This is a genomic window from Sphingobium limneticum (assembly GCF_008710155.1).
GTDB lineage: Bacteria > Pseudomonadota > Alphaproteobacteria > Sphingomonadales > Sphingomonadaceae > Sphingobium > Sphingobium limneticum.
This window is the reverse complement of sequence record NZ_VYPZ01000006.1, coordinates 139,649-162,146: the sequence shown is the minus strand read 5'-3', so window position 1 is coordinate 162,146 and position 22,498 is coordinate 139,649. Positions and strand designations below refer to the sequence as shown.

Below are 22,498 nucleotides of genomic sequence, written 5' to 3'. Positions count from 1 at the left end.
ACCCATGTCGCGCCCGATACCCCCCGATAATGGGCAGGGCAGCCTGTCCGCTTATGCAGGCGCACTCGTTAGAATGTGTATGAGGAAGATGGTTAAAGGACCGATAACGCGCGAATTCGGCTGTATCGCGGGAGTCGCGGCATGAGCCTGGGCGATGATGCGGTGCCGCCGCTGGCGATGCTGCTGAGCGCGCATGCGGCCGCCGGGCAGGTGGACCGGCACCGGGCGCTGTGGGCGTTCGATGCGCGGCTCGCCAAGGTGGCGCGGACCACCAGCGAAGCGATGATCGGGCAGATGCGCCTCGCCTGGTGGAATGACGTCATCGACGATGGCACGGGCATGAAGGGGACGGGCGAGCCTGTGGTCGATGCGATGCGGGGGAGTGGGGCGATGGACGCGCCGGCCCTGTCGGCGGTGATCGACGGGTGGGAAGTTCTGGTGGTCGAGCCGGAAATCGACCTGATTGGCCTGCGCGACTATGCCGCCGGTCGTGGCGGTGGATTGTTCCGGGCGCTGGCCGATGTGGCGGAGGCGCCGGATTGGCTGGAGGCGGCGGGACGGGTCTGGGCGCTCTGGGATCTGGCCGGGCATGTCGGCGACGCGGCGTTGTGCAAGGCGGCGCTGGAATTGGCGCAGGAATTGCTGCCGCAGGTGGATGGCGCGCGCTGGACGCGGGGCTGGAAGCCGCTGCGTATCGCGTTCACGCTGGCGCGGCAGGATGTGCTGGAAGGGCGCGGGGCGCCGACCGGGATATCGCGGGCGCTAGCGTGGCGGTTGCTGCGAATTGCGCTTGTGGGGCGCTAGGCCGTCGGGATAGGCTGCCCCAACGCATCGAAGGGGGCAGGCATGGGGCGATTGCTGGCGGGCGGCATGGCGGCGCTGTTGCTGGTCGCGGGCGGATTATTCTGGTGGCAGGGGCGGGCTGACAATGTGCCGGTGCCCCAACTGGCCGTCGCACCGCCGCCGCCGCCCGCCGTCGAGAGCCTGCCCGAGGGCGATCCCGATGCCGTGGGGGATGCGCCACCCATGCCGGGCGAGGCCAGTCCGCAGAGTCGGGAGCAGAAGCGCTTCGCCCGTTACGATCGCAACCGCGACGGCGTCATCACCCGGATCGAGATGTTGGGCAGCCGGACCAAGGCTTTCAAGGCGCTCGACAAGGATGGCGACAATCTGCTGTCGTTCGAGGAATGGGCAGTGGGGACATCGGACCGGTTCGGCGCGGCGGATGCCGACAAGGACGGCAAGCTGACCCCCGCCGAGTTCGCCGCGACCGCGCCCAAGCGGGCGGTGAAGGCGAAGTGCAAATGCTGAAATTCTGGACCCCGGCCTTCGCCGGGGAACAGGGGATCAGGCGATCTCCATATCCCCCATCCACACGCCGAAGGAGGCGCGGGCGCGGGACGTATAGGCTTCCTTGCGGCTCTTCTTCTTCACGTCCGCCAGCGTCGGAAACAGGCCGAAATTAACGTTCATCGGCTGATAGTCCGCGGTTTCCACATTGCCCGTCACATGGCCGAGCAGCGCGCCGAGCGCCGTGTCGGCCGGGGGTGGGGTCAGTTCGCGGCCCAGCAGTTCAGCGGCGGCGAAACGCCCGGCGATCAGGCCAATCGCGGCGCTCTCCACATAGCCTTCGCACCCCGTCATCTGGCCGGCGAAGCGGATATGCGGCGCACTTTTCAGGCGCAATGTCGGGTCGAGCAGCTTAGGCGACTGGATGAAAGTATTGCGATGCAGCCCGCCCAGCCGCGCAAATTCGGCATTCTGCAAACCCGGGATAGTGCGGAACAATTCGACCTGCGCGCCATGCTTCAGCTTGGTCTGAAAACCGACCATGTTCCACAATGTGCCGCTGGCATTATCCTGCCGCAACTGCACCACCGCATAGGGCCAACGGCCGGTGCGCGGATTGTCCAGCCCCATCGGCTTCATCGGCCCATGGCGCAGCGTTTCCGGCCCGCGTGACGCCATGACCTCGATCGGCATGCAGCCTTCGAAATAAGGAGTGTTGCTCTCCCATTCCTTGAACTCGGTCTTTTCGCCGTCCAGCAGCCCCTGGACGAAGGCCTGATATTGGTCCTTGTCCATCGGGCAGTTGATATAATCCTTGCCCTCGCCACCGCCGGGACCGATCTTGTCCCAGCGATTGGCCATCCAGCACTGGTCCACATCGATGCTGTCATGATGAATGACGGGTGCGATCGCGTCGAAGAAAGCCAGATGCTCCATGCCTGCCGCCTGGCCGATGCTCTGCGCCAGGCCGGGCGCGGTGAGCGGGCCGGTAGCGATGATGGTCATGCCCTCGGTCGGCACCATGTCGATCCGCTCGCGCACGATTTCCACATTGGGATGATCGGCCAGCGCGCGGGTGACGGCGTCGGAAAAGACATGGCGATCGACGGCGAGCGCCGAGCCGGCGGGCACCTTGGCCGGCTCGGCACTCGCCATGATCAGCGATCCCAGCCGGCGCATTTCCTGATGCAGCAGGCCCACGGCATTCTTGTCCGCATCGTCGGACCGGAAGCTGTTGGAACAGACCAGTTCGGCAAGGCCATCCGTCTGATGCGCGGGCGTCGTATCTCCGCTACCGCGCATTTCGGACAGGCGAACCTTGATGCCTGCCTGCGCCAATTGCCATGCCGCTTCGGTACCGGCCATGCCGCCGCCGATGATGTGAACCTGATGCTGTGTCATGGGGCCGTCCATGGTCCCACGCGGGCGTCAGGTCAACGCTTGTTCGCCGGTCGGATCGGCGGCGCCATAATAGGCCGCCTCGTCCAATATCCCTTCGCGCTTGGCGACGATGACGCCGACCAGCACCTGGCCCGCGACGTTGACCGCCGTGCGGCCCATGTCGAGGATTGGGTCGATGGCGAGCAGCAGGCCAACGCCCTCCAGCGGCAGGCCCAGCGTCGAAAGGGTCAGCGTCAGCATCACGATCGCGCCGGTCAGGCCCGCCGTCGCGGCCGAACCGATGACGGACACGAACACGATCAGCGCATAGTCGATGAAGTGGAGCGGGATGCCGTAGAAGCCCGCGACGAAGATCGCCGCCAGCGCGGGATAGATGGACGCGCAGCCATCCATCTTGGTGGTCGATGCCAGCGGGATGGCGAAGGCGGCATAGCCCTTGTCGACGCCCAGCCGCTCGGTCACGGCTTCGGTGACGGGCAGGGTGCCGACCGAGGAGCGCGACACGAAGGCCAGTTGGATCGCCGGCCATGCCTTGGCGAAGAAGGGGCCGGGTTTCAGGCCATTGGCGATCAGCAGCAGCGGATAGACGACCAGCAATACCAGCGCGAGGCCGAGATAGATGGCGGCGGTGAAGGTGCCCAGCTGCGCCAGTGCGCTCCAGCCATAGGTGGCGATGGCGGTGCCGATGAGGGCGGCCGAGCCTATCGGCGTCAGGCGGATGACCCAGCCCAATATCGCGCGCACCACGGCCAGCAGCGAGCGGACGAAGCCGAGAAAGGCGTCGGCCTTTTCCCCGACCTTCAAGGTGGCTAGGCCGACCGCGATCGAGATGACCAGCAATTGCAGGATGTTGAAGCTGATGCTGGTGGATGCGCCGCCGTCGCTGATCTTGGTGCCGGCCGACAGCGCCAGGCTGTTGCCGGGGACCAGGCCCTTCAGGAAATCGAGCCAGCCGCCCATGCTGTCACTCTTGCCCATGGCCAAAGCCGTGCCTTGCAGGCCAGTGCCCGGCTGGACGATGACGCCGATGGTGATGCCGATGGCGACCGCGATCAGGGCGGTGATGGCGAACCAGAGCAAGGTCTGCCCGGCAAGGCGCGCCGCATTGTCCAGCGCCCGCAGATTGGCGATCGACGCGACGATGGCGGCGAAGACCAGAGGCGGCACGATCGCTTTCAGCAGGGATACGAAGATCGATCCCACCGTCTTGAGCGCGGTCGCCAGCCAGTTGAGGTCGCCATCCGGCCCCGCGCCGATCTGACGCGCGACCAGGCCCAGCAACAGGCCCACGACCATGCCGGCCAGCACCTGAAATCCGAAACTGCGATAGTTGATGGCCATGGGTATCGTTCCTGTAGGCGTTTCGACGCGCAATATGGGAATCGGCGGCCCGATTGCGCGCAAGCAATTCTTTCAGGGGGATGCAACGCAGATAAGGTGGTCCTCTTTCCGCATGCACGTCAGGTCAAACGCATTGGCCCGGCCGATCCGCTATGCCAGATATGAAGGATCAATCCATCCGGGAGTTTCAATATATGATGATGCGGGGCGCAATAATGGGGGTGGCGTTGCTGGCGGTGCCGCAAGCGGTGCAGGCGGCGGCCGATGCCGGCGCGGCCAAGGATATCCTGATGCGCTCCGTGGCGATCAAGACGGTGCAGGGTGAGGGGCAGGTGCCCAAGCTGGCGGCCTATTATGCAGGCGTGCTGAAAAAGGCGGGCTTTGCCGACGCGGATATCGTCATCACGCCGATCGGGGAAACGGCGACCCTGGCTGCGACGATCAGGGGCAGCGATCCCAAGCTGAAAGCGCTGGGCCTGATCGGCCATATGGATGTGGTTGCGGCGGAGCGGGCGGACTGGACCCGCGATCCCTTCGTGCCGGTGGAGGAGAATGGCTATATTTTCGGGCGCGGGTCGGAAGATAATAAATATGATGTCGCGATGATGGTCGCGACCCTGGCGCAGTTGAAGAAGGAAGGCTGGAAGCCGCGCCGGTCCGTGATCCTGCTCCTGTCGGGGGACGAGGAAACCGACATGGTGACGACCAAGGCATTGTCGCAGCAATACAAGGATCTGGAGCTGCTGCTGAACGGCGATGGCGGCGGCGGGCTGCTGAATGACGAAGGCAAGCCTGTGCTGTATCAGTTGCAGGCGGGCGAGAAGAGCTATGCCGATTATGAGTTCGCATTCACCGATGCGGGCGGTCATTCCAGCGCGCCGACGCCGGGCAATCCCATTTACCGCATGGCCAAGGCGATCGACGCGATCGCGGCGTATAAATTCCCGCCGATGCGCAACGAACTGACCAAGGCGTCGCTGGCGCTGTCCGCCGACCGGATCGGTGGCGAGGTGGGGCAGGCGATGAAGCGCTATGCGCAGAGCGGCGACGCGGCGGCGGCGGACCTGCTATCGACCCGGCCGGAATTTATCGGGCAGGTGCGCACCACCTGCGTCGCGACCATGGCGCAGGCGGGCCATGCGCTCAATGCCCTGCCGCAAAGCGCGAAGGTCAGCGTCAATTGCCGCATCTTCCCCGGCGTCAGCATCGAAGATGTGAAGGCGCAACTGGTGAAGGTGGTGAATGACGCCAGCGCCACGGTGAAGACGCTGGGCGATCCGCTGGCGAGCGATGCCTCGCCCCTGCGCGGGGACGTGATGCGGGCGGTGCGCGGCGCCGTGCTTGCCCGGTCGCCGGGCATCGCGGTGATGCCGGGCATGTCGGCGGGCGCCACCGACAGCCTCTATTTCCGCGCTTTGGGCGTGCCCAGCTATGGTGTGTCCAGCCTGTTCATGAAGGCGGAGGACGGCTTTGCCCATGGCTTGAACGAGCGGGTGCCCGTGGCCGGCATCCCAGAATCGCTGGAGCAATGGGACCGGGTGGTGCGCGCTTTGGCGCGGTAAGCCCAGTCCAAACACGCCGTCATCCCCGCGGAGGCGGGGATCCATCTCCCATGCTTGCCTCATATCGCAAGGTCGGGAGATGGATTCCCGCCGACGCGGGAATGACGGTAATTTGGGAGGCGGGGGTGAACTTAACCCCGCACCGCAATCCCGTTGGCGGCCGACAGCACGGCCTTGACCGAAGCGGTCGCGACGTCGCTATCGGTGCCCACGCCGAACACCGTCCGGCCATCGGGGGTGCGGCATTCGACATAGGCGGCGGCGTTCACGTCGCTGCCTGCGCCGATCGCATGTTCGCTATAGTCGGCGATTTCCAGCTGTACGCCAAATTCGTCGCGCAGCGCGGCCAGCACCGAGGACAGCAGGCCGTTGCCGCGCCCGGAAATGGAGCGCTCTACGCCTTCATGCGCGATCTTGCCGGTGAAGATGCGGTCGCCCGCCGTGCCGCTCTCATGATAATCGATCAGGCTGTAGGCCTGATCGCCGGTCAGGCAATAATGCGTCTCGAACGCGTCGCCGATATCGGCGGCGTTGAGTTCGCGGCTGGACTGGTCGGCAAGGCCCTGCACCACCTTGGAGAAATCGGCCTGCATCTTCTTGGGCAGCTTGTAGCCCTTATCCTGTTGCAGCACCCAGGCGACGCCACCCTTGCCCGACTGCGAATTGACGCGGATCACCGCTTCATAGTCGCGGCCCAGATCCTTGGGATCGATCGGCAGATAGGGGACGTTCCAGAACAGATCGTTGCGCGCGTCCTGCGCGGCGAAACCCTTCTTGATCGCGTCCTGATGGCTGCCGGAAAAGGCGGTGAACACCAGTTCGCCGGCATAGGGATGGCGCGGGTGGACGGGCAGCTGGTTGCAATATTCGACGGTCTGGATGACTTCGTCGATGTCGCTGAAGTCCAGTTCCGGGTTGATCCCCTGCGTGTACATGTTCAGCGCGACCGTCACCAGATCGCAATTGCCGGTGCGTTCGCCATTGCCGAACAGGCAGCCTTCGACGCGGTCGGCGCCGGCCATGATGCCCAGTTCAGCGGCAGCGACCCCGGTGCCCCGGTCATTATGGGTGTGCAGCGAAATCACGACGCTGTCGCGGCGCGAGATATTGCGGCAGATCCATTCGATCTGGTCGGCATAGATATTGGGCGTCGCGCACTCGACGGTGGCGGGCAGGTTCAGGATCAGCGGACGCTCGGGCGTCGGCTGGAGAATCTCCATCACCGCTTCGCAGCATTCCAGGCTGAAATCCAGCTCGGCGGTGGAGAAGGTTTCGGGCGAATATTCGAAATGCCAGTCGGTGTCGGGCTGCTTGGCGGCATTGTCGCGCAGCAGCTTGGCGGCGTGGATCGCGATGTCGCGGATTTGCGGCCGTTCCATCTGGAACACGATGTTCCGCCAAGCGGGCGAGATCGCGTTATAGACATGGACGATCGCCTGCTTCGCGCCGCGCAGGCTTTCGAAGGTGGTGGCGATCAGGTCTTCGCGCGCCTGCGTCAGCACCTGAGGCATCACGTCGTCGGGGATCGCGCCGGTCTTCACCAGCCCGGAAATGAAATCGAACTCGGTCGCGCCGGCGGCCGGAAAGCCGACCTCGATCTCCTTGACGCCGACCTTGAGCAGCAGGTCGAAGAAGCGGCGCTTCTTTTCCGCGTTCATCGGGTCGATCAGCGACTGGTTGCCGTCGCGCATGTCGGTGGACAGCCAGCGGGGCGCCTTGGTGATGACGTTCGACGGCCATTGGCGGTTGGGCAGGTCCACCTGCGGGAAGGCGCGGTATTTTTGTGCGGGATCGGTCAGCATCATGGGATCAAACTACTTCCTGGCACGGAGCGCGCATGAGGGCGCTTCCGGGGTACGACTTGACTGTGATGAATGCCCTTAGGCGGATCGACGCTGCCCTTAGCCGGAAGGCAGCACAAAAGCCACGCCTAAGGGCGTGTAAGTCGTAGCAGGGTAAGAAGCGAAACGCGCTGCATGATGCCGCCCCTTAACCCTTTTCGGGGGCGGGGGTAAAGATGTTTCTGTCGTACAGGCGTTCAGCCACGACGGAATATTGCGTCGATGGTCAGGTCCACATGGTCGGATACGAAGGGGCGACCGAAACCCATGCCATAATGGCTGCGCTCCACCGTCATGGTGCCGGTGAAATGCAGGACGGACAGGCCCGGTGCTTCGTCCGGGGTCGTGCCGACCAGCCGTACGTAAAGGGTAACGGTCCGGGCCTGCCCGTGCATGGTGAGTTCGCCAGCCACTGGCGTGGGCGTGTCGCCGTTCACCAGCGGCGCATCCTGCGCTGTGAAGCGGATGGTGGGATATCGGGCCATGTCGAAAAAGCTGTCGCCCTTCAGCATGGCGTCGGTCGAGGAGTCCCCTGTGGTCAGTTTCTCGACGGGAAAGCGGATGTCCACGGTGGCGCGATCGGGCCGGGCGGGGTCGATGACGACGCTGCCTTCGGGCGCAAGGAAGTCGCCCTCATAACCGCCAACCAGCGCCTTTACATGGAAATGGACTTTGGTCGCTTCGCTATCGACCGCATAGCGACCGGGCGCATAGAGCGCCGCCCGCACCATGGGCGCGGGCGGCGGTATGACAGGTGGCGCGGCGGTCGCCGGCACGAGCGCGATCATGCTGGAAAGCAGAGCGAGCCGTGCCGGCAGGCGCATCGCGCTTACTTCTGGAAGGCTGCGATGATCTTGAGTTCCACCGCGTCGCCGACGACCGGCACCGCCATGCCCATGCCGAAATCGCTGCGCTTGATCGTGCCGGTGGCGACGAAGCCGATATTTTCCTTCTTGTTCATCGGGTTCGCACCGGCGCCGTAAAATTCGGCGTCCAGCGTCACCGGCTTGGTGATGCCCTTGATGGTGAGATTGCCGGTGATGGTCGCGCCGGTCGGGCCGTCGGTCTTCACGCCGGTCGACACGAAGGTCGCGGTCGGGAATTTGGCGGCATCGAAGAATTCCGGCTTGGCCAGATGCTCGTTCAGCGCCGGGATGCCGGTGGTGAGGTTCGCGATCGGTACTTCGATCGACACCTTCGACGCGGCGGGATTGGCCTTGTCCAGGGTCAGCGTGCCGGTGGGCTGTGCGATCACGCCCAGATTGTTGGTGAAGCCCATATGGTCATAGGCAAAGACGATCTGGGTGTGGCTGGGTTCGACGGCATAGGTGCCGCCGGTGACCTTGGCGACGTCCTTGGTGCCGGGGGTAGCCGCACCCTGGGCAATGACGACGCTGCCACCGGCAATAGCGATCAGGGCGGCGGCGGGGATCAGAAATTTACGCATGAAAAAAGACTCCGAAAACGGTCAAGGGGCGCAGCAAGAATATGCTGCGCCCCTTAATTGTTCCAGAGCCGTAACCGGAAACGGTTCGTTCCGTTTCCGGCCTGATTGAAGGTCCGGCATCAGCCGCTCTGGACCCCGGCCTTCGCCGGGGTGACGGCCGATCCGTGGCCGTCAGTTCTTGTCCTTGTTCACCAGCTTGTTGGCGCCGATCCAGGGCATCATGGCGCGCAGCTTTTCACCGGTCTGTTCTATCGGGTGACGCTTGGCGGCGATGCGGCTGGCCTTCAGCTCCGGCTGGCCGGCGCGGTTGTCGAGGATGAAGTCCTTGACGAAGCGGCCCGACTGGATGTCGGCCAGAACGCGCTTCATTTCCTTCTTGGTTTCTTCGGTGATGATGCGCGGGCCGGTCTTGATGTCGCCATATTCGGCGGTGTTCGAGATCGAATAGCGCATGTCGGCGATGCCGCCTTCATACATCAGGTCGACGATCAGCTTGAGTTCGTGCAGGCACTCGAAATAGGCCATTTCCGGGGCGTAGCCGGCCTCGACCAGCGTTTCGAAACCGGCCTGGACCAGCGCGGTGGCGCCGCCGCACAGCACGGCCTGCTCACCGAACAGGTCGGTTTCGCATTCTTCGCGGAAGTTGGTTTCGATGATGCCGCTGCGACCGCCGCCGACGCCGCTGGCGTAGGACAGGGCGATGTCATGGGCGTTGCCGGTCGCGTCCTGATGAACGGCGATCAGGCAGGGCACGCCGCCGCCGCGCTGATATTCGCCGCGCACGGTGTGGCCGGGGCCCTTGGGCGCGATCATGATGACGTCGATGTCGGTGGGCACTTCGATCAGGCCGAAATGGATGTTCAGGCCATGGGCGAAGGCGAGCGCGGCGCCGGGGCGCAGATTGCCCTTGATGTCGGCTTCATAGATGGCGGCCTGATGCTCGTCGGGTGCCAGGATCATCAGCACGTCGGCCCACTGGGCGGCTTCCTTGTTCGGCAGCACCTTGAAACCGGCGCCTTCGGCCTTCTTGGCACTGGGCGAACCGGGGCGCAGGGCGATCGCGACTTCGGCAACGCCCGAGTCGCGCAGATTCTGCGCATGGGCGTGACCCTGCGAACCGTAACCCAGAATGGCGACCTTCTTGCCCTTGATCAGGCCGATGTCCGCGTCGTGATCGTAATAAACCTTCATGAGTGTCTCTTCCCTCGAACAGATTTCCTCGCCCCGCCGGGGGAGAGGATATGAAATCTTGGTTCGGCGAAGCCGGACCTAGATGGAGTTGGAGAGGGGGGCGGACGAGCGTCGCTGCCCCCTCTCTCAGCTTCGCCTAGGCAGCAAGCTGCCAAGGCTGCGCAACCCTCTCCCCCAATGGGGAGAGGGAAATTAATTCGCGTCCTTGCCGCGGATCAGGCCGACGACGCCGGTGCGGCCGACTTCGACCAGGCCGATCTGGCGCATCAGGCCGACGAAATTGTCGATCTTGTCGGTCGTGCCGGTGATTTCGAAGATGAAGCTTTCGATCGTCGTATCGACCACCTTGGCGCGAAACACGTCGGCCAGGCGCAGCGCCTCGATCCGGTCCTCGCCCGTGCCGGCAACCTTCACCAGCGCCAGTTCGCGCTCCACGAAGGGGCCGTTTTCGGTCAGGTCGGTCACCTTGTGAACGGGCACCAGCCGGTCGAGCTGGGCTATGATCTGATCGATCACCTTGGGCGGGCCGTTGGTGACGATGGTGATGCGGCTGACGCCATGGTCCTGCGTGATGTCCGCCACGGTCAGGCTGTCGATATTATAGCCGCGCGCGGTGAACAGGCCCGCGATGCGCGCCAATATGCCCGCCTCGTTCGAAACGGTCAGCGACAGGACGTGCCGCTGGCTGAGTTCTTCCTGAATATGCATCAGATGGTCGTCCCGTTATCCGTATCTTCGTGCCCGTCATGGCCGTCTTCATCGGTCTTGTCGTGGCGCTGCGAAATCATGGCGGCGAAGGCGAAGTGCCAGCCGCCGTCCTGGCGATGGGCGAGGCGGACGGGGAAGCCCGCCACAGCGTCGAACATGCGGCTGAGCTGTTCTCCGACATAACGAGGGCTGACCAGCAGGGTGCCGATATGCCGATCGTTAAAGTCGAACCCGGCATCCAGATGCACTTCCCATTCCTCATTTTCCGGGTCGACATGGTCGATGGTCCAGCCATTGAGGTCGGCGGTGCCGGCGATTCTCTCGAAATCCCACGGCTCCGTCACATGAATGCGCAATTTCAGATGCTGGGTCACAGCGTCACCTTCAGACCAGAGCCTTTGCCTCGTCGGACATCACGCCCTCCACCTGGCTGGGGTCGAGCAGCATGTCGGTATGCGCCGCGCCCGATGGGATCATCGGGAAGCAGTTCGACATCTTGGCCACGCGGCAATCGACGATCACGGGGCCGTCGGTTTCCAGCATCTGGCGGATGCCGGCTTCCAGATCGGCCGGCCCCTCGATACGGATGCCGGTCCAGCCATAGGCTTCGCCCAGCTTCACGAAGTCGGGCAGGCTGTCCGAATAGCTGTTGGAATAGCGGCTTTCATAGGTGAGTTCCTGCCACTGGCGGACCATGCCCATATATTCATTGTTCAGGATGAACAGTTTCACCGGCAGGCGATACTGGCTGGCGGTGCCCAGTTCCTGAATGTTCATCTGGACCGAGGCGTCGCCTGCGATGCAGATGCACAGGCTGTCGGGATTGCCCATCTGCGCGCCGATGGCGGCGGGGAAGCCATAGCCCATGGTGCCAAGGCCGCCGGACGTCAGCCACTTGTTGGGCGCGTCGAAGCCGAAATGCTGGGCCGCCCACATCTGGTGCTGACCCACTTCGGTCGTGATGATGACATCCTTGCCGGTCGCCTTGGTCGCCGAATAAAGGTCGGCGATCGCACGCTGGGGCATGATCTCGACGCCGTTTTCGGCATAGTCCAGGCTCTTGCGCGCGCGCCAGCCGGCAATCCGCGACCACCATTCGGTCAGGTCGACCTTCTGGTGATTGCGCTGCTTCCACAGGGCGATGATGTCGTCCAGCGCGCTGCCGACATCGGCCACGATGGCGACGTCGACATCGACGATCTTGTTGATCGAGCTGCGGTCGATATCGATATGGATCTTGCGGCTGTTGGGCGCGAAGGCGTCGAGCCGACCGGTCACGCGATCGTCGAAACGGGCGCCGACGCACAGCACCAGATCCGCCTGGTTCATGGCCCAGTTTGCTTCATAGGTGCCGTGCATGCCCAGCATGCCCAGCCACTGGTCGGACGACGCCGGGAAAGCGCCCAGCCCCATCAGGGTCGAGGTGACGGGCGCGCCGGTCAGCGCCGCCAGTTCGCGCAGCAGCGCAGCCGCCTGCGGACCAGAGTTGATGACGCCGCCGCCGGTATAGAGGATCGGGCGCTCGGCCGCGGCCAGCATTTCCACGGCTGCGTCGATGCCTGCCGCATCCGCCTTGGTCTGCGGGTGATAGCTGGCATGGACCTTCAGTTCCGGCCTGGCATAGGGCGCGGTCGCGATCTGGACGTTCTTCGGAATATCGACGACGACCGGACCGGGACGGCCGGTAGTGGCGATATGGAAGGCTTCGTGCACGACCTCGGCCAGCTTGGCCGGCGACTTCACCAGATAATTATGCTTGGTGCAGTGGCGCGTGATGCCGATCGTGTCGGCTTCCTGGAACGCGTCCGTGCCGATCAGCTGCGTGGGCACCTGCCCCGTGATGACGACCATCGGGATCGAATCCATCAGCGCGTCGGTGATGCCGGTGACGGCATTGGTCGCGCCCGGACCGGACGTGACCAGAACGACGCCGGGCTTGCCGGTGGAGCGGGCATAGCCCTCCGCCATGTGGGTCGCGCCCTGTTCGTGGCGGACTAGCACATGCTTGATCGTGGGGTGATTATAGAGCGCATCATAAATGGGTAGCACCGCGCCACCCGGATAGCCGAACACGACTTCGACGCCCAGATCGACCAGGCATTGAACCAATATGTCCGCGCCGCTCTTTTCGGCCACGATGATACTCCTCCGTTTGATGAAATTCTCTCGATACGGGCGTGCTTTGCGCCCGCATGCCTTTAATGGCAAGGCGCCTGCCTCTAGTGGACAGAAAATGACGGGTCAAGCGCTAATGTTGTAATTTAGTTGCTAATTTGCCGATGATCTTATCATTAATTGCGCGTTCTTCGCGCGGCCAGCCGGGCGGAGGCTGGTTGGTGAACCATGTATATTGGCGCTTGGCATATTGGCGGGTGGCCAGGCTTCCTGCCGCAATAGCGCTGTCCAACTCGCTGTCTCCGCGCAGATAGGCGGCGATATCCGGCACCCCGATGGCGCGCATGACCGGCAGGTCGGGGTTTAAGTTGCGGGTCAGAAGCGCCTCGACTTCCTCGATCGCGCCGGCCTCGACCATCTGGGCGAAGCGGCGGTCGCACCGCTCAATCAGCCAGTCGCGCGGCGGGCGCAGGATCATCGGGGCGAGGGTGATCCGATCGGCGATGCCGCCTTCCTTATACTGCTGCCATATCTTGAGCGGTTTGCCGGTCGATCGCACGACCTCCAGCGCGCGGGCGACGCGGGTGGTGTCGGCCGGGGCGAGGCGGGCGGCGGCTTCGGGGTCTTCGCGGGACAGGGCCTCGTGCGCCTGCGCCACGGGCAGGGCACGGACGGTGGCGCGAATGTCCGGGTCGATTTCCGGCACCGGCGCGATGCCATCCAGCAGGGTGCGGATATAAAGGCCGGTGCCGCCGACCAGCACGGGCAGTGTCCCCGCGCCATGGGCGGCGGCGATTTCCGCCTTCGCCTCGGCTGCCCAGCGTGGCGCGGTGCAGGCCTCCGCGCCATCGATATGGCCAAACAGGCGATGGGGGACGCCGCCCATTTCCTCCGGAGAGGGACGGGCGGACAGGATCGTCAGGTCGGCATAGACCTGGCTGGCGTCGGCATTGATGACGATGCCGCCGGTCGCTTTGGCGAGAGCGATGGCCAGCGCGCTCTTGCCGCTGGCGGTCGGCCCGGCAATAAGCGCGACCCGTGGGCGAGATTCGCCGGTTTCTGGTTCGGAGTGTAGCATGTTCGTCGCGACCTTAGTGGCAAGTGGCTCGATCGGGCAGGGGGATATTGCGCTGGCGGTCGATCGGCTGCGCGATGCAGGCTGCCAGCCGGGCGATGTCGCATGGCTGGATCAGGACAAGGCAGCCGATATCTTCTTCGCGCTCGATCCGGTCGCGGCCCGCGCGGCGCTGACCGGCGTGGGCGACAAGGTGGATGTCATCGTCCAGCCGGTCGAAGGGCGCGAAAAGGCACTGCTGATCGCGGACATGGACTCCACCATGATCACCGTCGAGTGCATCGACGAACTGGCCGACTATGCCGGGATCAAGCCGCAGATTGCCGAGATTACCGAACGGGCGATGCGCGGCGAGCTGGATTTCGAGGGCGCGTTGCATGGCCGGGTCGCGCTGCTCAAAGGGCTGCCCGACAGCGCGATCGACCAGTGCCGCACCGAGCGTGTCGTCATCATGGGCGGGGCCAAGGCGCTGGTCCGCACGATGAAGGCGCGCGGCGCACGGACGTTGCTGGTATCGGGCGGCTTTACGCGCTTCACCGGACCGGTGGCCGAGGAAATCGGTTTCGACGTGCATGTCGCCAACGTGCTGGAGATCGCCGATGGCGCCTTGCTGGGCACCGTGACCACGCCGATCGTGGACGCCGCGCGCAAGCGGACCGAATTGGAGGCGGCAATCGCCGATGGCATCGACCGGGCGTTGACGCTGGCGGTGGGCGACGGCGCCAATGATATTCCGATGATACAGGGTGCAGGGCTGGGCGTCGCCTATCATGCCAAGCCCAAGACCCGTGAGGCGGCGGCGGCGGAGATCGTCCATGGCGACCTGTCGGTGCTGCTCTATGCGCAGGGCATCCCGTCGGCCCAATGGGTGGTCGCATAACGGACTGGCGCTGTTGCGCCACCGTTCGCCGTCATTTCGATACGGTAATGGATTGAATCTCTCCCTGGAACGTTAGCGTCGAGCCGCATGGGTCGCGGCGAGATGTCTAACGGCGCAGGACGGCTTTGCCGCCCCCGGCGTACAGGGAGTTTATATGCAGTATAAATATCTGGCTTTGGCCGCTGGCGGGCTTCTCGCCCTGAGCGCCTGCTCCAAAAATGAAGCGCCGGTGACGTCCGCACCGCCCGTCGGCCCCGGTGCCATCGCCGGTACGGTCGCGGCCGACCGCGACGGTGACGGCTATGTCGATGGCTATTACACCGCCGATGGCATCTATCACGCGGTTCAGGGTCCGCCATGCCCGCCGCCACCCCCGCCGCCGGCGCCGTCGCGTCGGGGAGAACGCGGCTGATCCACGCAGCTTTGCGGGCGCGGCGACTCTGTCGCGCCCACTCGCTCCCCGCCGCGCTGATCGCTGGCTTGCTGGTCATAGCCGTCGCGCCTGCACCCGTTGCATTGGCGCAGGGCAAAGCTGCTGCCGACGCCGCCAGATCAAGCGTAGCCGCCGAAATTCGCGCGGCGGTTAGCGGCAAATATAAGGATTTCTACGCCCCGCGTGGCTATTGGCCGCTCTGGGTGGAAAAGGATCGTATCGGCCCGCAGGCGGACGCACTGCTGGCGCTGATCGCGCAGAGCGATGCCGACGGCCTCAACCCGCGCAGCTATGGCGGGCGCGATCTGGAGAAATTGATCGAGGCGGCGGATAGCGAGGGAACGCCCAAGGCGCTGGCCCGCGCCGATCTGGCGCTATCGCGCGCCTTTGCCGATCTGGTCGCCGACATGCGCCGCCCGGCCCGTGGCGTGAAGATCCGCTATCTGGACGCGGAACTGGACACCAAGCCACCCGGCCCGGCCGATATCGTGCGCGCCGCGTCCTTCGCGCCGTCGTTGACCGACTATATCCAGTCCGCCGGCTGGATGAGCCCACTCTACATGCGGCTGCGCGCGGCGCGGGCGGGCTATATGGATAAATGGGGCGGGCTTCCTGCCGTGCAGATTCCGCCGGACGTGAAGCTGCGCCCCGGCGGGAAGGTGCCGGAAATCGCGCTGCTGCGCCATCGGATGGGGCTGAGCGACGGGGTCGCCTATGACAAGGCGCTGGTGGCGAAGGTGAAGGCGTTCCAGACCGACCATGGGCTGAAGCCCGATGGTGTGGCCGGGGCGATGACGATCGGCGCGCTCAACGACGGGCCGGCGCGTTACGAGCATCTGCTGGCGCTCAATATGGAGCGGGCGCGGTTGCTGCCCGGATCATGGACGCGCCATGTGGTGGTGGATGCAGCGTCCGCCCGGCTTTATTATTACAGCAAGGGCGCGATGGACGGGACGATGAAGGTGGTCGCCGGCGCCAAGGAATCGCCGACGCCGTTGATGGCGGGGATGATCCGCTATGCGACGCTGAACCCCTATTGGAACATCCCGACCGATCTGGTGGAGCGCAAGGTCGCGCCCAAGATATTGGCGGGCGGGTCGCTCAAGGGAATGCGGTACGAGGCGCTGACCGATTGGACCAACGATGCCGCGCCGCTGGCGCAGAGCGCGATCGACTGGCGGGCGGTGGCCAGTGGACAGAGCGAAGTGCGGGTGCGGCAATTGCCCGGTGGCAGCAACGCGATGGGGCGGATCAAGTTCATGTTCCCCAATGACCTGGGCATCTATCTGCACGACACGCCGCAGCGCGACCTGTTCGCCAAGGAGGACCGCCATTACAGCAATGGCTGTGTCCGGCTGGAGGATGCGCAACGGCTGGGCCGCTGGTTCTTCGGCAGGACGCCCACGACCGACAGCGATGCGCCGGAACAGCATGAGCCGCTGCCCCAGCCGGTGCCGGTGTTCCTGACCTATCTGACCGCCGTGCCGACCGCGACCGGAGTGCAGTTCCTTCCCGATGTCTATGGGCGGGATGGGGATTAACCAACCTCCGTTCGTTTCGAGCCTATCGAGAAACAGGAAGCGCTGTGCTGGCCGCTTCTCGACTTCGCTCGAAGCGAACGGATGTGGTCTGGTTTAGTGAACGCCGACGAGCATCCACAGGGCCATCGCGACCATCATCACATTTTCGGTCAGCGACACGAAGCCCAGTGGCACATTGCTGTTGCCGCCGACGCAGGCGCATTTGATTTCGCGCTTTTCGATATAGACCGCCTTGAACACCGATACGGCGCCGATGCCGCCGATGAACAGGGCGACCGGGATGGAGAGCCAGTCGAGCGCCCGCGTCAGCATCAACAGGCCCGCGCCGAGTTCCAGGAAAGGATAGGCCAGGCCATAGGGTGGCAGGCGGCGGGCGAGCAGATCGTAGTTCAGGAACATGGTCGCGAACCGATCCACATCCTGCAATTTCAGCATGGCGAGCAGCATCATCGCGATCGCCACGAACCGCTCCAGCGTGATGAAGGAAACAAGCGGCAGGAAGGTCAGCCAGTTGACGCCCAGCGCCAGCAGCGCAGCGACGAGGAAGACGGCCAGCACCGGCACATAGCTGGTGGCCTTGGGATCCTTGACCTTCAGGCCGAGGTGGCGGCGCAGATCGTCATGCCCGCCGATCCAATGCCCGTCGATGAAGATTTGCGGCGTGGTCTTCACGTCATGCTGCGCCTTGAACGCGTCGGTTTCCGCGCGCGTCGTCAGCCAATGATCGTCGACTTCATAACCATGGCGCTTGAGCAACCAGCGCGCCTTGACGCCGAAGGGGCAGGTGTGGCCGGGCATCACCATGCGGTAGAGGCTGGCGCTTTTTGGAGCGGGGCTGGTCATCGGGGCATCCTTGCCGGTTGATTGGATGCAGCCCATATAGGGTCCGTACCATGGTCCGGAGTCAAGAGATGAGCATGACGATTTCCGCGCTGGCGCAGGCCGGCGGCGTCGGGGTGGAAACGGTGCGCTATTATCAGCGGCGCGGGCTGCTCGACACGCCGGCGCGGGGGACGGGCATCCGCCGCTATAGCGCGGGCGACGCACGGCGGTTGGCCTTCATCCGCTCTGCGCAGGCGGCGGGCTTCACGCTGGAGCAGATCGGCGAATTACTACGGCTGGATGCGGGGCAGGACAGGGCGCGGGCGCGCGTGCTGGCGGCGGAACGGATCGCGGCGCTGGACCAGAAGATCGCGGAATTGCAGGCGGCGCGTAGTGCGCTCACCCGGCTGGCGCGGCAATGTCATGCGAGCGAGGAAGGGCCGTGCCCGATCATCGCGGCGTTCGAGGGGGAAGGCGCTTAACTTCGCACATGTCCCGCAGATACTGACATTATGTTGCGTGCGCTTGATCCTATCGGGAAGCGAGGTGCTGACAATGGAAAGAGCCGGGTGGATTTTAGCAGGCGGGCGGCGTGTAGGACAGGTTGGTGGTTGCGCGCATAGGCGGAAGCTTCACTTGCCCTCTCCCGTTTTCACGGGAGAGGCTACGGAGACTTGGCAGCTTGCTGCCTAGTCGATGTCGGTGAGGGTCTTTCTTCTTTCTGGACAAGCATTTCCTGCCAGCAAGAAGAAAGACCCTCACCCAACCCTCTCCCGTGAAAACGGGAGAGGGCTAAGATAAGCCGACATTCTCAAATCGATCCCAACAGGCCACCACCTCACCGCTTCTTGCGCGCCGCCTTCTTCTTCGCTGGCGCTTTTTTCGGCGTCGCGCAGGGCCAAGCCTTGCGGGTAGCGGCGAAGACTTGGGAGGAGGCGGATTTCTTGCGGTCGATCGGGTTCTTGCTCAGATAATTGACCGTCGTGCTACGCAGTTCGTTGATCGTCACGCCGCCGGGAAGGCAGCTTTTGAGATTATTGGCTTCCCGCGTCGTGTTGAACGCGTCCACCGCCCCGCTGATATAGCCCAGGCACTCATAGCTTCGCTCGAAATAATCCTTGCCGTTCTTGTCCGCCGTGCAGGCCGCATAAAGTTCGTCGCCGCTGTAGAAGCCGGCGTTGGCAGCAGCGGGGAACAGGGCGGCTGCGGCGAGGATCGCGCAGCGGAAAAGACGGGGGTGCATGCTCATATGTCTCTATCTCTAGCCTTGGCGCTTTTGGGCCTAAGACCCCGGCCTGCGCAGGGGTGACGGATAAACAGGAGAGGGTGTTTACTCCAGCCCCGCGACCAGCCCGTCGATCGCGCCCTGCAATATGTAGCTGGCGGCGAGTTTGTCGACCAGTTCGTCGCGGCGGGCGCGGCTGGCGTCGGCTTCCAGCAGGGTGCGGGTGACGGCTTGGGTCGACCAGCGTTCGTCCCACAGCAGGACCGGGCAGCCCAGATCCGCGACATTATGGGCGAAGGCGCGGCTGGACTGGCTGCGCGGGCTGTTGGTGCCGTCCAGGTTGAGCGGCAGGCCGATGACGATGCCCTTCACCATCTGCTGCTCGATGAAGGCGGCCAGGCCGATCTTGTCCTTGCTGAACTTGCCGCGGGTGACGGTATAGGCGGGGCTGGCGATCGACCATTGCGCATCGCATAGGGCGAGGCCGATCGTCTTCGTGCCGACATCCATGCCGATCAGGCGCCCGCCCTGCGGCAGAGCCTCGCAAAAGGCGACGCGATCGGTGGTAACCAGTTTTATGGGTGCAGAAGTCATGATGGCGCCCTGTCACGTCCTGCGCCTCAAGTCACTTCTTTAGGAAGGCTGCCAGTCGTTTCTGCGCATCCTGCCGCACATTGCCCCAGAACAGGCTGTAATCGTAGACATGGTAATTATTGCCCGGCAGCGTGAACGGCCCCATATCGACCGGCTCCCCGATCATCAGCACGCCGCTGGTGTCGCAGCGCGCCGGTACGACGCCGGTGACCAGCTTGGGCGGCTTGCCCTGTTCGCGGGCATCGAGCGTGCCGAGATTGGCGCTGGCCGGGGCTGCGCCGTTGAACGCGCCGGTGATGGGGTTGGTGCAGAGCATGTGCGTGCCCTTGCGCGGGCGGCCGGTATAGCCGGTCTTGCGCTCGAAGCTTTCGACCACGGCGGACGGATCGGCCGGTTCGGCATAGCTTTGCCAGCTGACGATGCAATGCGCCTGATCCTGCCGAGCGCAGGCGGGCAGGCCGAGCGCGGGCAGATCCGCCTCCACCGACACCGGCCAGCCCACGACATAGGCGGCGACGACGCGCTCGGCGACGGGTTTGCCGGCGACCTGTTCGCGTAGCAGTTGCAGCAAATGGCGCGACCCCTGGCTGTGGCCGGCCAGGATCAGCGGACCGGTGGGATTGGCTTTGAGGAAAGCGGCGAAGGCCTGGGCGACGTCGCGATAGGCGTCGGCCAGCGCCTTGTCCCCGGCTGGCTTGTCGGTCAGGAAGGCGCCATAATTGGCCTGGCGGTAGCGCGGCGCCCAGACGGTGCCGGCGGCGTTGAAGGCGCTGGCCTGGCCCATGACGAAGCGGCGGGCGGTGGCATCGGCATCCTTGTCACCCAGGCGCGCGTTCCAGTGAGCATCGCCGAAAGTGGTGATATAGCTGGTCGGGTGGATGAAGAAGATGGCGGCCGGCTGCGCCGCGCGGGACGTTGCCACGCCGGCGGGCGTCCAGAGCGCGACATTATCCTTCACGATGTCGGGCCGGGCAATCCACATATCCGCAGCGTCATAGGCATTGGCCGGCAACGGTTGCATCTGCGCATAGGCTTCGCGCGGGACCATCACCAGGCGGATCAGTTGCATCCCCCAGATCCGGTAGACGAGCAGCGCCGCGATCACCAGCACGACCAGTGTCGCGATGACATAGAGGAATTTGCGGGCCACCCATGCTCTCCGAAATATTTGTGCCATGTCTGGCGCATGGGGCGGGCGGGCGCAAGGGGTGCGCTAAAGCGGCTTGAAGCGGGCAGGTGCGGGTGCTAGCGGCTTGCCCATGTCGATAGATCTTCAGACCGTGAAAAAGATCGCCAGCCTCTCGCGCATTTCGGTGACAGACGCCGAAGCCGAAGCCATGGTGCCCGAATTCAACAACATCCTTGGCTGGGTGGAGCAATTGGGCGAGGTGGATGTCACCGGCGTAGAGCCGATGACCGCCGTCATCCCCAACCATCAAAGGCTGCGCGTGGATGCCGTGACCGACGGCAATGTGCGCGACAAGGTGTTGGCCAATGCGCCGCAGGCCGAACATGGCTTCTTCGCGGTGCCCAAGGTGATCGAATAATGACGAATCTGACTGATCTGACCGTTGCCGAAATCCGCGACGGTTTTCGCGCGGGCGATTTTTCGGCGCGTGAAGTGGCGACAAGTTTCAATGCCAATGTCGCGGCCGCCAAGGCGCTGAACGCCTTCATCGTCGAAACCCCGGAAAAGGCGCTGGAAGCGGCCGATGCCGCCGACAAGGCGAAAGCCGCCGGCGAAACGCTGGGCGCGCTTTCCGGCGTGCCGATCGGCATGAAGGATCTGTTCTGCACGGAAGGCACGCAGACGACCGCGGCTTCGCACATGCTGGAAGGCTTCGTGCCGACCTATGAATCGACCGTATCGGGCAAGCTGTGGGCGGCCGGTGCGGGGATGCTGGGCAAGCTGAACCTGGACCAGTTCGCCATGGGATCGTCCAACGAGACGAGCTATTATGGCAATGTCATTTCGCCCTGGCGGCGGGCTGGTGGCGACAATGCCGCGCTGGCGCCCGGTGGCTCTTCGGGTGGGTCTTCGTCGGCGATTTCGGCGCGGCTGTGCCCGGCGGCGACCGGCACCGATACGGGCGGATCGATCCGCCAGCCGGCCGCCTTCACCGGCATCAGCGGCATCAAGCCGACCTACGGTCGCTGCTCGCGCTGGGGCATCGTGGCGTTCGCCTCGTCGCTCGATCAGGCCGGGCCGATGGCGCGCACGGTGCGCGACAACGCGATCCTGCTGGAAGTCATGGCGGGCTTCGACCCCAAGGATTCGACAAGCCTCGATCTGGCCGTGCCCCAGTGGGAAGCCAATCTGTCCAGCGACCTGCGCGGCAAGACGGTCGGTATTCCCAAGGAATATCGCCCCGATGGCCTGAACGCCGAAATCTCCGCCATGTGGGATCGTGGGATCGCCTGGTTGAAGGACGCGGGCGCCGAAGTGGTCGAAGTGTCGCTGCCGCATACGAAGTACGCGCTGCCGACCTATTATATCATCGCCCCGGCCGAGGCTTCCTCGAACCTCGCTCGCTATGACGGCGTGCGCTATGGTCAGCGCGACCTGCCCGATGGCGCAGGCTTGCAGGATATGTATGCCGCCACCCGCGCCGCCGGCTTCGGGCCGGAGGTCAAGCGCCGCATCATGATCGGCACCTATGTGCTGTCGGCCGGCTTCTACGACGCTTATTATACGCAGGCACAGAAGGTCCGGGCGCTGATCGCGCGCGATTTCGAACTGGCGTTCGAGACGTGCGACATATTGCTGACGCCGACCGCACCGAGCGCGGCTTTCGCTTTGGGCGAGAAGCAGGCCGATCCGCTGGCCATGTATCTGAACGACGTCTTCACCGTGCCGGCCTCGTTGGCGGGGCTGCCCGCCATGGCGGTGCCGGGCGGGCTGGATTCGGCCGGGCTGCCGATCGGTTTGCAGATCATCGGCAAGGCGCTGGATGAGCAGACGGTGCTGAACGCCTCCTTGGCGATTGAAGAACGATCGGGCTTTGCGGCTCGCCCGGACAAGTGGTGGTAAT

At 64.4% G+C, this 22,498-nt stretch carries 23 protein-coding genes; 9 read left to right on the top strand and 14 right to left on the bottom strand.

The genetic code is table 11. The features are described 5' to 3' along the window. Positions 1 to 141 precede the first annotated feature (141 nt). Entirely contained in the window at positions 142 to 804 is a 663-nt protein-coding gene (locus F4U94_RS10035; RefSeq protein ID WP_172598752.1) for a hypothetical protein, read from the top strand. Positions 805 to 846: 42 nt separating this feature from the next. After that, the gene (locus F4U94_RS10030; RefSeq protein WP_120249693.1) at positions 847 to 1,311 is read left to right on the top strand and encodes an EF-hand domain-containing protein; all 465 of its coding nucleotides are present in this window, start codon (positions 847 to 849) and stop codon (positions 1,309 to 1,311) included. Between the two features lie 36 nt (positions 1,312 to 1,347). Here F4U94_RS10030 and trmFO read toward each other — a convergent pair whose 3' ends face one another. Both trmFO and F4U94_RS10020 read right to left on the bottom strand, forming a co-directional pair. Then, the gene (gene trmFO, locus F4U94_RS10025; protein ID WP_120251985.1) at positions 1,348 to 2,691 is read right to left on the bottom strand and encodes a methylenetetrahydrofolate--tRNA-(uracil(54)-C(5))-methyltransferase (FADH(2)-oxidizing) TrmFO; all 1,344 of its coding nucleotides are present in this window, start codon (positions 2,689 to 2,691) and stop codon (positions 1,348 to 1,350) included. Between the two features lie 27 nt (positions 2,692 to 2,718). Then, positions 2,719 to 4,032: a dicarboxylate/amino acid:cation symporter gene (locus tag F4U94_RS10020; protein ID WP_120249694.1), complete on the bottom strand. Its 1,314-nt coding sequence runs from the start codon at positions 4,030 to 4,032 to the stop codon at positions 2,719 to 2,721. Between the two features lie 194 nt (positions 4,033 to 4,226). On the opposite strand from F4U94_RS10020, the gene F4U94_RS10015 reads away from it, so the two are divergent. After that, positions 4,227 to 5,594, top strand: a complete 1,368-nt coding sequence (locus F4U94_RS10015) for a M20/M25/M40 family metallo-hydrolase (RefSeq protein ID WP_120251986.1) — start codon at positions 4,227 to 4,229, stop codon at positions 5,592 to 5,594. Between the two features lie 131 nt (positions 5,595 to 5,725). Here F4U94_RS10015 and leuA read toward each other — a convergent pair whose 3' ends face one another. From leuA to miaA, 8 genes are all read right to left on the bottom strand, one after another. Further along, positions 5,726 to 7,399, bottom strand: coding sequence for a 2-isopropylmalate synthase (gene leuA / locus F4U94_RS10010; protein ID WP_120249695.1), 1,674 nt, complete (start codon positions 7,397 to 7,399; stop codon positions 5,726 to 5,728). A gap of 233 nt (positions 7,400 to 7,632) precedes the next feature. Next, positions 7,633 to 8,223, bottom strand: a complete 591-nt coding sequence (locus F4U94_RS10005) for a YceI family protein (RefSeq protein WP_249042040.1) — start codon at positions 8,221 to 8,223, stop codon at positions 7,633 to 7,635. Positions 8,224 to 8,264: 41 nt separating this feature from the next. Next, positions 8,265 to 8,882 carry a YceI family protein gene (locus F4U94_RS10000; RefSeq protein ID WP_120249697.1) on the bottom strand — a complete coding sequence of 206 codons (618 nt, stop codon included), beginning with the start codon at positions 8,880 to 8,882 and terminating at the stop codon, positions 8,265 to 8,267. Between the two features lie 171 nt (positions 8,883 to 9,053). Next, a complete protein-coding gene (gene ilvC, locus F4U94_RS09995; protein WP_120249698.1) occupies positions 9,054 to 10,073 on the bottom strand; it encodes a ketol-acid reductoisomerase in 1,020 nt (339 codons plus the stop codon). Between the two features lie 192 nt (positions 10,074 to 10,265). Then, positions 10,266 to 10,781, bottom strand: coding sequence for an acetolactate synthase small subunit (gene ilvN, locus F4U94_RS09990; protein ID WP_120249699.1), 516 nt, complete (start codon positions 10,779 to 10,781; stop codon positions 10,266 to 10,268). Then, positions 10,781 to 11,155, bottom strand: coding sequence for a hypothetical protein (locus F4U94_RS09985; protein WP_120249700.1), 375 nt, complete (start codon positions 11,153 to 11,155; stop codon positions 10,781 to 10,783). Before F4U94_RS09985 ends, ilvN begins: the two co-directional genes overlap by 1 nt. Positions 11,156 to 11,165: 10 nt before the next feature. After that, a complete protein-coding gene (locus F4U94_RS09980) occupies positions 11,166 to 12,917 on the bottom strand; it encodes an acetolactate synthase 3 large subunit (protein WP_120249701.1) in 1,752 nt (583 codons plus the stop codon). A gap of 112 nt (positions 12,918 to 13,029) precedes the next feature. After that, a complete protein-coding gene (gene miaA / locus F4U94_RS09975) occupies positions 13,030 to 13,974 on the bottom strand; it encodes a tRNA (adenosine(37)-N6)-dimethylallyltransferase MiaA (protein ID WP_120249702.1) in 945 nt (314 codons plus the stop codon). Here miaA and serB point away from each other — a divergent pair. The 3 genes from serB (at position 13,973) to F4U94_RS09960 (ending at position 16,825) form a co-directional block, all read left to right on the top strand. Beyond that, positions 13,973 to 14,851, top strand: a complete 879-nt coding sequence (gene serB / locus F4U94_RS09970) for a phosphoserine phosphatase SerB (RefSeq protein ID WP_120249703.1) — start codon at positions 13,973 to 13,975, stop codon at positions 14,849 to 14,851. The two genes, miaA and serB, sit on opposite strands and share 2 nt — an antisense overlap. Before the next feature lie 154 nt (positions 14,852 to 15,005). Beyond that, positions 15,006 to 15,263 carry a hypothetical protein gene (locus F4U94_RS09965; protein WP_120249704.1) on the top strand — a complete coding sequence of 86 codons (258 nt, stop codon included), beginning with the start codon at positions 15,006 to 15,008 and terminating at the stop codon, positions 15,261 to 15,263. Beyond that, positions 15,209 to 16,825, top strand: a complete 1,617-nt coding sequence (locus F4U94_RS09960) for a L,D-transpeptidase family protein (RefSeq protein ID WP_120249705.1) — start codon at positions 15,209 to 15,211, stop codon at positions 16,823 to 16,825. Before F4U94_RS09965 ends, F4U94_RS09960 begins: the two co-directional genes overlap by 55 nt. Before the next feature lie 93 nt (positions 16,826 to 16,918). Here the strand turns inward: F4U94_RS09960 and F4U94_RS09950 are convergent, their stop codons facing one another. Beyond that, positions 16,919 to 17,668 (bottom strand): MauE/DoxX family redox-associated membrane protein, encoded by a 750-nt coding sequence (locus tag F4U94_RS09950; protein WP_120251987.1) that lies wholly within the window; start codon positions 17,666 to 17,668, stop codon positions 16,919 to 16,921. Positions 17,669 to 17,736: 68 nt separating this feature from the next. Between F4U94_RS09950 and F4U94_RS09945 the strand changes: the two genes are divergently transcribed. Next, positions 17,737 to 18,129, top strand: coding sequence for a MerR family transcriptional regulator (locus F4U94_RS09945; protein ID WP_120249706.1), 393 nt, complete (start codon positions 17,737 to 17,739; stop codon positions 18,127 to 18,129). 356 nt (positions 18,130 to 18,485) lie between these two features. Here the strand turns inward: F4U94_RS09945 and F4U94_RS09940 are convergent, their stop codons facing one another. The 3 genes from F4U94_RS09940 to F4U94_RS09930 all read right to left on the bottom strand — a co-directional run bounded on the left by F4U94_RS09940 (position 18,486) and on the right by F4U94_RS09930 (position 20,616). After that, entirely contained in the window at positions 18,486 to 18,896 is a 411-nt protein-coding gene (locus F4U94_RS09940; protein ID WP_120249707.1) for a Rap1a/Tai family immunity protein, read from the bottom strand. Between the two features lie 81 nt (positions 18,897 to 18,977). Further along, entirely contained in the window at positions 18,978 to 19,466 is a 489-nt protein-coding gene (gene ruvX / locus F4U94_RS09935) for a Holliday junction resolvase RuvX (protein WP_427771919.1), read from the bottom strand. Between the two features lie 31 nt (positions 19,467 to 19,497). Beyond that, entirely contained in the window at positions 19,498 to 20,616 is a 1,119-nt protein-coding gene (locus tag F4U94_RS09930) for a DUF3089 domain-containing protein (protein ID WP_120249708.1), read from the bottom strand. A 109-nt stretch (positions 20,617 to 20,725) separates the two neighbouring features. Here F4U94_RS09930 and gatC point away from each other — a divergent pair, with 109 nt between their 5' ends. After that, a complete protein-coding gene (gene gatC, locus F4U94_RS09925) occupies positions 20,726 to 21,013 on the top strand; it encodes an Asp-tRNA(Asn)/Glu-tRNA(Gln) amidotransferase subunit GatC (protein WP_120249709.1) in 288 nt (95 codons plus the stop codon). Continuing rightward, positions 21,013 to 22,497, top strand: a complete 1,485-nt coding sequence (gene gatA, locus F4U94_RS09920; RefSeq protein WP_120249710.1) for an Asp-tRNA(Asn)/Glu-tRNA(Gln) amidotransferase subunit GatA — start codon at positions 21,013 to 21,015, stop codon at positions 22,495 to 22,497. Before gatC ends, gatA begins: the two co-directional genes overlap by 1 nt. Position 22,498 lies beyond the last annotated feature (1 nt).